Source organism: Paenibacillus sp. sgz302190 (assembly GCF_059820445.1).
On sequence record NZ_JBZYAO010000031.1, the window covers coordinates 79,922 to 93,543 of the forward strand.

5 protein-coding genes and 3 pseudogenes are annotated in these 13,622 nt (G+C 54.3%); all 8 read left to right on the forward strand.

Going from position 1 to position 13,622, the window contains the following annotated elements; translation table 11 throughout:
* Positions 1-78: 78 nt before the first annotated feature.
* The 8 genes and pseudogenes from citZ (at position 79) to AC6RNO_RS26875 (ending at position 13,328) form a co-directional block, all read left to right on the forward strand.
* Entirely contained in the window at positions 79-1,191 is a 1,113-nt protein-coding gene (citZ, locus tag AC6RNO_RS26840; RefSeq protein ID WP_488437714.1) for a citrate synthase, read from the forward strand.
* Positions 1,192-1,363: 172 nt separating this feature from the next.
* The gene (icd, locus tag AC6RNO_RS26845; protein ID WP_488437715.1) at positions 1,364-2,662 is read left to right on the forward strand and encodes an NADP-dependent isocitrate dehydrogenase; all 1,299 of its coding nucleotides are present in this window, start codon (positions 1,364-1,366) and stop codon (positions 2,660-2,662) included.
* 55 nt (positions 2,663-2,717) lie between these two features.
* A complete protein-coding gene (gene mdh, locus AC6RNO_RS26850; protein WP_497107351.1) occupies positions 2,718-3,659 on the forward strand; it encodes a malate dehydrogenase in 942 nt (313 codons plus the stop codon).
* Positions 3,660-3,847: 188 nt separating this feature from the next.
* Positions 3,848-5,413, forward strand: a complete 1,566-nt coding sequence (locus AC6RNO_RS26855) for a DNA-binding protein (RefSeq protein ID WP_488437717.1) — start codon at positions 3,848-3,850, stop codon at positions 5,411-5,413.
* A 3,871-nt stretch (positions 5,414-9,284) separates the two neighbouring features.
* Positions 9,285-10,427: pseudogene (locus AC6RNO_RS26860) on the forward strand (pectinesterase family protein); the annotation flags it as partial.
* A pseudogene (locus AC6RNO_RS26865) lies at positions 10,401-11,702 on the forward strand (pectate lyase family protein); the annotation flags it as partial. The pseudogenes AC6RNO_RS26860 and AC6RNO_RS26865, both read left to right, overlap by 27 nt.
* 30 nt (positions 11,703-11,732) lie before the next feature.
* Positions 11,733-11,948, forward strand: a pseudogene (locus AC6RNO_RS26870) (fibronectin type III domain-containing protein); the annotation flags it as partial.
* A gap of 837 nt (positions 11,949-12,785) precedes the next feature.
* Positions 12,786-13,328, forward strand: coding sequence for an S-layer homology domain-containing protein (locus AC6RNO_RS26875; protein ID WP_497107352.1), 543 nt, complete (start codon positions 12,786-12,788; stop codon positions 13,326-13,328).
* Positions 13,329-13,622: the final 294 nt, after the last annotated feature.

A 13,622-nucleotide genomic window follows, 5' to 3' on the forward strand; every position in this document is an offset into this window, starting at 1 on the left:
TACAGGGTGAAATCCTTTATTATTAAGTTAGGAAAAAGTGAGTTTTTGCAAAAATCAAGTAGCTAAGGAGAGATTCCCATGACTGCAACCAAGGGTTTGGAAGGTATTGTAGCCACAACCTCGTCGATCAGCTCCATCGTGGACGGCGTTTTAACTTATCGCGGGATTGATATTGATGACCTCGCAGAAAATGCGACTTTTGAAGAAGTCATACATTTGCTTTGGTTCGGCAAACTGCCTACAGAGTCCGAGCTGGAAAAGCTGCAAAACGATCTGAACGCGTACAGCAGCGTACCGGAAGCGGTGATCGATCAGCTGAAGCTCTATCCGAAAGACGTCAATTCCATGGCTGCGCTACGTACGGCCGTTTCCAGTCTTGCGCTTTACGATGAAGAAGCGAACGATATGAGCACGGAGTCCAATGTGCGCAAAGCGATCAAGCTGCAAGCCCAAGTGCCTGCGATTATCGCGGCTTTTGCCCGCATCCGCCAAGGACTGGAGCCTCTCGCTTCCAAAGGATATTCGTCGATTGCCGCTAATTTCTTATATCAAATGACAGGCAAAGAGCCGGATAAAGTTGCTATCGAAGCGTTGGATAAGGCGCTTGTTCTGCATGCCGACCATGAGCTTAACGCGTCTACATTTGCGGCCCGCGTTACCGTTGCAACTTTGACCGATATATACTCCGGCATCACTTCCGCGATCGGCACGCTGAAAGGCCCTCTTCACGGCGGCGCGAACGAAGCGGTTATGGCCATGCTTGAAGAAATCGGCACGGTCGAAAACGTAGAGCCTTACATTCACGGCAAATTGGAGCGCAAAGACAAAATTATGGGCTTTGGCCATCGCGTTTACAAAAACGGCGACCCTCGCGCGAAGCACTTGCAAAAAATGTCGTATGAGCTCGGAAAAATTACCGGCAACATGAAATGGTACGAAATGTCCATTAAAGCGGAAGAGCTTGTAACCGGGCTGAAAGGCTTGAAGCCTAACGTCGATTTCTATTCCGCATCTGTGTATACGTCGCTGGAAATACCGCGCGACTTGTTCACTCCGATTTTTGCGATCAGCAGAACATCCGGATGGACGGCTCACATGCTGGAGCAGTACGAGAACAACCGCCTGATCCGCCCTCGCGCCGAGTACACGGGCCCAGTGAACCAAAAATATATTCCGATCAGCAATCGCTAATTTATGTTATCATGTTAAAGATGCGGGTTGTTCGGCATCCGTCCGGCTTTTTGCCGGGGGGAGTGCCGCGACTCCCGCCGCTTTTGTGTGTCTGACCCCCGGCAGCCTGGACTGTCTAAGGGCAAAGGCATGTTTTACATTTTATTTTTCACAATTTTAAGGAGGACATACCATGCCACAATTCGAATCTTACGAACTGCCAACCGAAGGTCAAAAAATCACCATCGAGAATGGTGTTCTGCAAGTGCCTAACAATCCGATCATTCCTTTCATCGAAGGCGACGGCACGGGCCCTGACATCTGGTCGGCTTCCAAGCGCGTTCTTGACGCAGCCGTAGAGAAAGCTTACAAAGGCGAGAAAAAAATCGCCTGGTACGAAGTGTTTGCCGGAGAGAAAGCTTTTAACAAATACAACAACTGGCTGCCAAACGATACGCTGACTGCGATCCGCGAGTACATCGTTGCGATCAAAGGACCTCTGACGACTCCGGTTGGCGGCGGTATCCGTTCCCTGAACGTTGCGCTTCGCCAAGAGCTCGATCTGTACGTATGCTCCCGTCCGGTTCGCTACTTCGACGGCGTGCCTTCACCGGTTAAACGTCCTGAGCTTGTCGATATGGTTATTTTCCGTGAAAATACAGAAGATATTTATGCAGGCATCGAGTGGGAATCCGGTACCGAAGCCGTGAAAAAAGTGCTTAAATTTTTGCAGGAAGAAATGGGCGTTAAGAAAATCCGTTTCCCTGAAACTTCCGGTATCGGCATCAAGCCTGTATCGTCCGAAGGTTCCGAGCGTTTGATCCGCGCCGCTATCGAGTATGCGATCAAGCACGGCCGCAAGACTGTTACGCTTGTGCACAAAGGCAACATCATGAAATTCACCGAAGGCGCGTTCAAAAACTGGGGATACGAGCTGGCTGAGCGCGAATTCGGCGACAAAACATTCACGTGGGCGCAATATGACCGCATCAAAGCCGAGCAAGGCACGGAAGCGGCTAACAAAGCGCAAAAAGACGCTGAAGCAGCCGGCAAAGTCATCGTAAAAGACGCAATCGCCGACATCGCTCTGCAGCAAGTACTGACTCGTCCTACCGATTTTGACGTTATCGCTACGCTGAACCTGAACGGCGACTACCTGTCCGACGCGCTTGCTGCGCAAGTTGGCGGTATCGGTATCGCTCCCGGGGCCAACATCAACTATTTGACCGGACATGCCATTTTCGAAGCTACTCACGGTACGGCTCCTAAATACGCAGGTCTTGACGTTGTAAATCCGGGTTCCGTTATTTTGTCCGGCGTTATGATGCTTGAGCACCTTGGCTGGCTGGAAGCGGCTGAACTGATCTACAAAGGCATGGAAACGTCCATCAACAACAAAACCGTTACTTACGACTTTGCTCGTCTGATGGAAGGCGCGAAAGAAATCAAATGTTCCGAATTCGCCAACGAAATTATTAAAAACATGGGCTAATTCCCGCCCCGGACGCCGGATTTATTTTTTAAAAATTGAAGGAGGAATTCCTCAAATGGCAATCCGTCGTAATAAAATTACCGTTGTAGGAGCCGGATTCACAGGTGCGACAACTGCGCTTATGCTTGCGCAAAAAGAGCTGGGCGACATCGTTCTGCTGGACATCCCGCAGCTTGAGAATCCGACTAAAGGCAAGGCGCTCGACATGCTCGAAGCAGGTCCTGTTCAAGGCTTTGACGCTCAAATTACAGGTACTTCCAGCTATGAAGATGCGGCAAACTCCGATATCGTCATTATTACGGCAGGTATTGCCCGCAAACCGGGCATGAGCCGCGACGACCTGGTGAACACCAACGCGGGTATCGTAAAATCCGTTTGTGAGAACGTCAAGCAAGTAGCTCCCGATTCAATCGTCATTATTCTCAGCAACCCTGTGGATGCGATGACGTATGTAGCTTATCAAGCGCTTGGCTTCCCTAAACACCGCATTATCGGTCAATCCGGCGTTCTGGATACGGCTCGTTACCTTACGTTCATCTCCCAGGAGCTGAACGTTTCGGTTGAGGACGTTCAAGGTGTCGTTATCGGCGGACACGGCGACGACATGGTTCCGCTCGTGCGCTACACTTACGCCGGCGGCGTTCCTATCGAGAAGCTGATTCCTGTCGATCGAATTGAAGCTATCGTTCAACGTACGCGCACAGGCGGCGGCGAAATCGTAAACCTGCTCGGCAACGGCAGTGCTTACTATGCTCCCGCGGCATCGCTCGTACAAATGACGGAAGCGATTTTGAAAGACAAAAAACGCATCATTCCGACAATCGCGCTGCTTGAAGGCGAGTATGGCTACGACAACCTGTTCATGGGCGTTCTGACTGTACTTGGCGCAAACGGCATCGAAAAAGTGCTTGAGATCGAATTGACTGCCGACGAAAAAGCGGCCCTTGATAAAACGGCGAACTCCGTCCGCAACGTTATTAAAGTTGTAACGGGCTAATCGCCATATCACGAAGAACCGGTTTCCTATGCAAATAGGGGGCCGGTTCTTTTTTTTGTCGGATTGCACAACAATTTGTTGCTTTTGTAAATTTACTGCAAATGGCTATTTTTGGGCGGAATCCTGTGCTACGATACACATAGGCCAGCTTGGCTATTTATTCCATGGATGGAGGGAATTCATTATTTATGAAAAGCTTGAATGGAACAAAGAGCTTGAAAGGTCTTGCTATTACCGCGGCACTGGTCGCATCTTTGTCCGGAGCGATCCCGCAAGCGTTTGCAGAGGGACCGTCAGACCCGGCGCCAACGATTAACCCGTCGACACCTAACGGGAAAAAGGTGCTGTTCGACAACACGCACGCTCAGACGGCAGGAGCGGCGGACTGGGTCATCGACGGCGGCTTTTCGGATTTTGGCAATGCGCTGGGCAATGCCGGCTACTATGTAAAAGAACTGCGCAAATCCAGCCCGATTACACTTTCGGACTTATCGGCTTATGATGTTTTCGTCATTCCTGAAGCGAATATTCCGTACAAAACTTCCGAACAAACCGCTATGCTGCAATATGTGCAAGGCGGCGGCAGCATTTTCTTCATCAGCGATCATTACAATGCCGACCGGAATAAAAACCGCTGGGACGCTTCGGAAGTGTTCAACGGCTACCGCCGCGGAGCCTGGACGAATCCGGCTCTTGGCATGAGCGCGGGAGAAGCCGCTTCCTCGGCGATGCAGGGCGTTGCCAGCTCCGACTGGCTGGCGGCGAATTTTGGCATCCGGTTCCGCTACAACGCGCTCGGCGACATTACAGCGAACAATATCGTCGCTCCTTCCCAGGCATTCGGCATTACGAGCGGCGTTTCCACGGTCGCTATGCACGCGGGATCTACGTTGGCAATTACAGATCCGACAAAAGCAAAAGGCATCGTCTACTTGCCTGCGACGACTACCAAATGGGCAAACGCAGTGGATCAAGGCGTTTATAACAACGGCGGGGTGGCCGAAGGCCCTTATGTCGCGGTTTCCAAAGTAAGCGCAGGCAAAGCCGGCTTCATCGGGGATTCCTCCCCCGTGGAAGACGCCACGCCGAAATACTTGAAAGAAGAAACCGGCGGTACGAAAACGACTTATGCAGGCTTCTCGGAGCAAAACGATTCCACGCTGCTGGTAAATATGGTAAACTGGCTGGCGACAAAAGAAAGCTACACAAGCCTCACGCAAGTGCCCGGGCTTACGCTGGATACGGCAACGGCGCTTTATTCCTGGGAGCAGCCGGCCAACACGACGGAACCGCAAGCCGAACCGTGGGCAGCGCCTGCAGCCGGATACAAATGGTATGATCCGACGACTTTTAAAGCAGGTTCTTACGGAGTATCGACAACTTCGTCCAATGATCCGTATGCGTTCGTTCACCAAGCCACGCTGCCGAACAGCGCATCTTTCCCTGTCAAAATCGTCGTTAACGGGTTGACAGCCAACTCCACGACGAGCGGCTACTCGCTCGGTGTTTATACGAGCTCCGGCACCCAAGTGGCTAAAGTGCAAAATGACAGCGGCACATGGCCTTCCTCTTACGGTTATAGCGCTGCTTTCTCGTTGACTGCCGACGCCAACGGGCATGCGGAAAAAATCGTCAACGTGCAAATCAATCCGAGCGTGACGGGTGCGGCCAACATGCGCCTGCGTCTGAACAGTACAGCTAAGTATACGGAAGCTGTAACAATTGCGAATGTTGCTGTAGAACCGCTGCCATAAAAGGTATACCCGCAACGACAATCCCTTCGAACTGTGCAATAGCCGGTTCGGGGGGATTTTTTGTTCGCGGGTAGGCGGCATAAACGTCTGATCGGCAGCCGGTGTTGTGCGCGATCGACGACTTGTCCCTCTCCCGGAGGGGCGATTGCAGAACCGCACGGGGGAGCGGCTGTGAAGCCGCTTGGCAGGCCAAGCTAGGCCGGGCCGGTTCGGTCGAGTCGGGGCAAGCCTGATCAGGCTGTTGTAAAGCCCCCGGTCAGAAACGATAGCCGCAATCTGCCTAGGGTCGCACCGCGCGCAGCTCCCAGCGCACGGTGTTTCGCTGCATGACGGCGGTCGGTCGACCACATGCGAAAAAAACCTGCAAAAATACATGAATTTGCGCCCTTGATACGCTGGACGCGAGAATTCCTGCAATTGTGCAGGCTTTTCGCCGCGTACAGGGGCTCGGGTTCATTTTTAACGAAAATCCTGCACTTTCGCAGGCTTTTCGCCAAAATGAACCATGACCGCGGGAAAAGCCTGTACTTTCGCAGGTTTTCCCACCGGCCCCCGGTAGCAGCAGCGGATTATCATGATAATCATTGGAACACTTTTCCGCCGAATGTCTAATTCACCGGGGGCGGGAGAGCCAGGGATTATGTACGTAACGCCCCGCCGTTTTTATACTAGGGGTTACAGGCAAGCTTGAAAGGAGGATTATGGAACTCGAAAATGAAAGCGCTTTTTCGAAGCGCGAGAAGTCATTTTGTAGCAAGACAGACAAGGAGGTTAAACAATTTACATGAACAAGAAACGCATGCGAGCCGCCGGTTTGGCCAGATTTTTGGCGATAATGATGTTTATCGCGTCGGTTGTACCGTTCGGGGGCAGCGAAAATGTCAAGGCTGCAGCCACATTCCCTACCGGTTGGGGAAATAAAGATATCAATGCTGCATCCGCATCCTGGCCGTCTGAGGCCGGAACAAGCACGTACGGCGTAAGCAACGGATTGGGTGTATTTACGCTAACGAGTCCGGCATCCAACAATGGAATTGTCGGGTCATCTTCCAATGGGGAGCAATTTCAGTATGCCTATATGCAAACGCCCGTAAGCGGTGAATTCAGCATAGTGGCAAGGGTAAAAGCTTTCAGCGCGAGCAGCACATCCGCTTCCGCGGGCATCGTCATCCGCAAGGCGACAGAAGCGACAACAAAGCCGGGCTATATGGGGGCTTTGTTGTATTCCAGCAAAACAGCGCCTTATTACGACTTTTACGCATATTACAGATCGGCGGACGATGCAGGCACCAGCAACGGGTCAGGCATTCTTTCCAATTATGCGGGAGCAATCAATACGACGAGAACGGCCAATGGACTGGATGCGATTGACAGCGCCACGGGCATTTCCGCCCCGCAATTTATTAAAATGCGCCGTTCCGTATCAGGCGGCAATTCTGCGATTTATGTAGACTACGGTTCATTGTCGCAAGACGGTCAAACGATTTATTGGACCCAAACCAAAGGGCAGACGATAACCGGTATGACCGATGCATACATAGGCTTGGGCGTCGGAAAAGCGGCGACGGCGGCATTTGATTACATTACTCCGAATACGACGGCAGGGGCGTCAATATTCACCCCTTCTACTGCGGTCGCTTCATTGACCGCGGTTCTGCCGATGCCTGCTCTGGATGCGCCGAGTCTGACCGCTTCCGCCGGCAGCGCCAAGGTGGATTTGGCCTGGAACACGGTTACCGGGGCGGCCTATTATAACGTAAAACGAAGCATTGTTTCAGGCTCGTCTTACTCCGTAATTGCATCCGTGTATGGAACCGGTTATAACGATACTAGCGTCGTCAGCAACACTTCCTACTATTACGTTGTGACCGCCGCGGGCGATTACGGAGAGAGCGGAAGCTCGAACGAGGTGCAGGCCGCTCTTCAATCCTCGGTACATGTACCCGCAGCACCGGCGGGATTGACGGCAGCCGCGGGCGATGCCAGGGTTGATCTTGCCTGGAATGCGGCCGGCGGGGCTGTTTCCTACAATGTGAAGCGGAGCGGGACCAAAGGTGGCCCTTACAGCACTGTCGCCAATGTGACCGGCACCACGTTTGCCGACACCGGATTGGCCAATGATACCCGTTATTATTACGTGGTAACGGCGCTCAATCAGGCTGGCGAAAGCGCTATCTCTGCAGAAGCGGCAGCGAAACCGATCACCTACTTGATCGATGACAATTTTGAAAGCAGTCCTTTGCAAGAGAAGCCTGACGGATATTCGAACTTTACCGCAGAGTCTGCCGGCAACAACATCACGGTAATCAGCAACGATCAGTTGACGAATAAGTTCGGCAATGTTTCAGGCACCATAACGGGGAACTCGACCCGTGTCCTGTGGGTTAACGACAACAGCACAAGCAGGGGCGGATTTGTGAAAATTTTTGCTCCGGTCAAAGAGGGGATTACGGCTCAGCTCGATTTTATGGAACCGGTGATCATGGGGGATTCCTATCCTTTGGAACTGGTCGACAGTTTGGGCAAAACGGCATTGACGCTGAAATTGGGCGATTACTCCTCGATGTATGTCAAAGGTACATGGATGAAATTGAAATTCGTTGCCGACGCAGGCACCAATTCGGCGGAATTGTACATCAATGACGTTTTTCAAGGCAATATGACCTTTGCCAGTCCTGTGACCGATATCGCCAAAATTCAGGCGCGTACGCCCGGCACCTCCAAGGGAAGCTTGTATATCGACAATGTTAAGGTGTACCGGCAAAGCGTAACGATTCCGCAAAACGTTGCGGCGAGCGGAGCCAGCCACAAAGTGATTTTGACCTGGAATCCGGCTACCGGTGTCGATTCTTACAATGTATACCGGAGCACGGTTTCCGGAGGTCCTTACAGCTTTATCGCCAATACCGCTTCTCCGGCTTATACGGATACGGGGCTTGAGAACGAAACGAATTACTATTATGTGATTACAGGTGTAAAAGCCGGCGGGGAGAGCGAAGCTTCACGTGCTGCCGTGGGATATCCGAACGATGTGCCGCCTCCGGCCGCACCGACGGCGCTGACGGCTGTCGCGAGAGACAGCGAGTTTACCTTAAATTGGAAGGCGTCCGAGGGGGCCGATTTTTATACGCTTCAAAGAAGCACGACACCGAACGGCCCGTTCCTTTCTTTATCGAATAAAATTACCGGCACGACTTATCACGACACAGGCTTGATAAACGGCATCACTTATTATTATCAGGTTGCCGCGGGCAATGTGGGCGGGACGAGCGCAGGCTCCGAGCTTGCGGCCGCGGTTTCCGGCCGTCCTTTGCAAATGCCGGCGATGCTGGGCGCCGTACCGGGCGATCAGAGGGTGGATCTCAGTTGGACGCCGGTGACACAGGCTGTTTATTATAATGTGAAAAGAAGTACGGCGAACGGCGGACCTTATACGACGATTGCCGAACATCTCAGCCAAACGACTTACAGCGATACGACTGCCGCCAACGGAATTACGTATTATTATGTGGCAACGGCGGCGAACGACAATGCGGAAAGCATGATTTCAAACCAGGTGAAAGTCTCGCCTTATGCGGCCGCGACCGGAGCTCCTGCAGTGCCCAACGGTTTGACGGCTATTGCCGGCGACGGAAGCGTTAGTTTATCCTGGAACGCCGTTCCCGATGCGGCTTCTTATGAGGTGAAGCGAAAAACAGCGGGTGGAGGCACTTATACTGTCATAGGGACGATCTCAGGCACATCGTATACGGACAACACCGCAGCGAATGTGATCAATGACAACAATTATTTTTATACTGTTGCGGCGGTGAATGCCAAAGGCAGCAGTCCCGATTCGGAGGAAATCGTCGCAGCCTCTTCGAAAGTGATAATGGTGGCGCAGGACGGCAGCGGCGATTATACGACCGTTCAGGGAGCCATGAATGCCATTCCCGCATTCAATACGGCGCGAACGGTCATTTACGTCGGCCCTGGGACATATGTGGAAAAAGTATACATGGACCGCCCTTTCGTAAGCCTGATCGGCGCGGGGATCGATGTGACGACGATCGTATACGACGATTACGGCGGCACGAACGGCAATTCGGGCAGGCCGGGAGGCACGGCGCAAAGCTACACGTTCGGCGTTTTTGCGAACTATTTTACGGCTTCCCATTTGACGATCAGGAACAGCGCCGCACCCCGGTCGGAAAAAGGGACGGCTGTAGCTTTGCTTGTTCAAAGCGACCAATCCGTGTTTGACCATGTAAAATTGACCAGTTTCCAGGACACTTTGTACAACTATAAATCGGGGCGTCAATATTTCCGCGACAGTATCATCGAAGGCGATGTCGATTACATTTTCGGAGAGGCTCCGGCAATTGTATTTGACCGAGCGAAGCTTGTGCTTGTGAGCAATGCGGCGAGCGCAGGAACGGGCGGGGGCCATATTACGGCGGCAGGACAAAGCAATCCGGCGGATCCGGGTTACGTATTCATCAACTCGCAAATCATCGACGGCGCTTCGGCGCTCGGCACTTACGATCTTGGTCGCGCCTGGAAGGACTACGCTAACGTACGCTTCATCAATACGTTCATTAATTCCAAAAACTTCCTGGCCTCAGGCTGGGCCACTTCCTGCGCAGGCAGCTGTAAAGTGAGAAACTTCAGCGAATACAACAGCTACGGCATCGGCGCCAACCCGGCGTCCCGGGCGATTTCCACGCAAATGACGGGGACGGAAGCCAGCGTGACGATTCCGCAAATTTTTTCCGGCTGGGACCCGACGATTCCCGTTATCAGGCCGAAAATGACTTTGGAGCCATCGATATCGGTTGCGTCTGCGAATTTTGACAAAAATCCGCTCTATCAATCCGATATTCATGTGATAGCGCAAGCGGGCGGACACGCTTTGACGAAGCTTACGAATGGCGACAAGGTATTGGCTGAAGGGGATTATACGGCAGCAGGTAATGTAATTTCAATCAACAAAACGTATCTCGCTGGGCTGCCGTCAGGAACTGCAACGCTTTACGTTCATTTCGGCACCTATGCCGTGCCGTTAACCGTAAACGTGACGGATACGTCCGCTTCGGACATTGGCAGACAGGTGCTGGCCGCGAATGACGGTTGGGGAGCATTCCCGGCAGGCACCATTACAGGCGGATCGGCGGCCGCAGCCGGTACGGTAGTTACAAAACGGAGCGAGCTGATTCAGGCGCTGGGCGGCAGCAACAGCAGCAATGCAACAAATGCGACGCCGAAAATCATATATATTAGCGGGATGATCGATATGAACGTCGATGATCAGGACAATCCGTTGGGATTCGACGATTACAAGGACGAGGGCTACGATTTCCATGCATATTTGCGAGCCTACGATCCGGCAACCTGGGGCAAAACGTCTGTGCCTTCCGGTGCATTGGAGACGGCCCGGGCCAATTCGGAGAAAAAGCAAGGGGCGCAAATTCAAATCAATGTCGGTTCGAACACGACCATCGTCGGCTTGCCGGGCACCAATGCCACAATTGTGGGAGGCAATCTGCTGATCCAGAACGTAGACAACGTCATTATCCGGAATATCGAATTCCGGGATGCGTTTGACTATTTCCCGCAATGGGACCCGACGGACGGCGACTCGGGCAACTGGAATTCCGCCTTTGACAGCATTACAGTCAAAGGGGCGACGCATGTCTGGATCGACCATAATACGTTCAGCGACGGCGACAATAAAGACGATTACAGCAAGCAATATTTTGGCCGCCAATACCAGCAGCATGACGGGTTGGTCGATATTACGAACGGCTCCGACCTTATAACGGTGTCTTACAACTATTTCCATGATCATGACAAAACGACGCTGATCGGCGGAAGCGACAGCTACACCGGGGACATCGGCAAAGAAAGAATTACGTTCCACCACAATTACTACAAAAATATCGTTCAGCGCGCGCCGCGCGTGCGGTATGGCCAAGTGCACATGTACAATAACTACTATGAAGGCACTTTGAATGATGCCAGTTATCCGTTCCTGTATACGATGGGAGTCGGGTATGCATCGCAAATTTACGCGCAAAACAATTACTTCAAGCAAGACACGGGCACGCAAGCGGCCGATTTAATCGGCGTATTTGCGGGAGGCACCGCATTTACGGATACAGGCTCGGTGCTGAACGGCGTCGATGTGAATATTGCGCAGAGCAAAAATTTAAGCCCTGTAAGCTGGACGCCGCTCCTGCACAACACGATCGATCCGACGCGCTCCGTGCCGGCCATTGTCTCGACAAGCGCCGGGGCTGAACGTACGACTGTGGCTGCTCCGCCTGCGGCGCCGCAAGGGTTGACGGCCGCGGCAGGAGACGGGCAGGTCAGCCTGCAATGGAATAGCGCGGCGGGAGCGGTTTCTTATCAGGTGAAACGCAGCACGGCGAGCGGCGGACCTTATACGACGATCGCGGCGAACGTCGTGACCGCTTCGTATACGGATACCGGAGTCACGAACGGTACGACTTATTATTACGTCGTAACAGCGGTAAATGCCGACGGGGAAAGCGCCCTGTCCGGCGAGGCGTCGGCGGCTCCGAAGCAAGCATCCGGTTCGGGTTCCTCCGGCGGAAACGATAGTGGCAGTGGAAGCGGTAGCGGTAGTGGCAATGGCAGCGGCGGTGACACGGCGTCAGCAGGTCAGACCGTGGAAGCCAATTCGGCTGGAGCGCGAATCACGAATGTTGCTAGTGCGCTTGACACAACGGCGGATGGACGCAAGGTTGCGAGCGTAACCATTGAAGCTGCGGCTTTAACGAAAGCTGCGGCGGCTTTGCAGGGTTCGAGCCGAACGATCGCCGTGGAAGTGGCGGGCGGCGAGGCGGGAGCGAAGGTGCTGCTGCCGGCAGCGGCAGTGCAAGAAGCGCAGCGCATAGCGCCGAATGCGGTGTTTAGCGTGAAGCGGGACGGCTTGACGCTCAGCTTTCCGCTGCATTCGTTCGATATTGCGAAGCTGTCCGGCGAAATGAACGCTGATCCCGGCGGCGTCATGCTTCAGATTACGGTCGGGGATGTATCCGACGCGGCAGCGGACGCAATCGCCCGGCGTGCCGGGCAAGCGGGCTTGAAGCTTCAGGCCGGCGTGACGGAAATCGCGATCGGCGCGGAAGCGGGAGGCCGGCATGCAGCCGTAAGCAGCTTTAACGGCGCTTACGCAGCGGCCGTACTCGATGTGCCGGGTAATCCCGACCCCGCCCGATTAACGGCGGTTTCGTACGATCCCGATTCCGGCGAACTGCGCTTCGTTCCGGCCGTGATCGACGTATCCGGCGGCGCGGCGCACATTACTGTCAAAATGCGTACGACGGGCATCATCATGCTTATGGAATCGGTCAAATCTTTCCATGATATGAACGGTCATTGGGCGAAAGCGGATGTGGAGCTTCTGGCTTCGAAGCTCGTGATTCAAGGCGTGTCCGAGCATGACTTTGCGCCGCAAGCGCCGGTCAGCCGCGCTGAATTTGCCGCCCTGCTGGCCCGGGCTCTCGGCTTGCCGCAGGAGCGGGCGGGAGCGCGATACTCCGATGTAACAGCAAGTGACTGGTATGCGGGCGCGGTAGCTGCCGCAGCCAAAGCGGGCATTGTAGAAGGCTTCGCAGACGGCAGCTTCCTGCCGAACGCCGGCATCACGCGGGAGCAAGCCGCGGTGATGATCGCCCGCGCCCTGGAAGCCGCAGGCAAAAAGCCGGCGGCGGAAGGCCAAGGAGCCGCGGCCTTTGCGGATGCGCAGGAGATCGCCGGCTATGCCAGGAACGCCGTCGCGGCGGCAGTGCGCGCAGGCATCGTGGACGGCGTAGCGGACCGCATGTTCATGCCTGGAGCAGGCACAACGCGCGCGGAAGCGGCCGTTATGCTGAGGCGCCTGCTTCAGTACGCAGAGCTGCTGAATTAAAGGTGCCCCCGCAGTACCGGCAGGCTATCCCCGCGGAGCGCATGTGGTCAAACCGCCCGCGTCTTGCAGCGAACCGCCGCGTGTTGGGTGCAGCGCGCGGTGCTGCAGGCTGCCAGAGAAAGGCCGGGTTCTCGGCTGACTTGCCGGAAGGTGCCGCCCTGCCCGGTCGCGCCGAGGACCGGCTCATCCGCGGTGAGGCGTCGCTGCGCACCCGCTGCGCACCCGCTGCGCACCCGCTGCGCACCCGCTGCGCACCCGCTGCGCACCCGCTGCGCACCCGCTGCGCACCCGCCT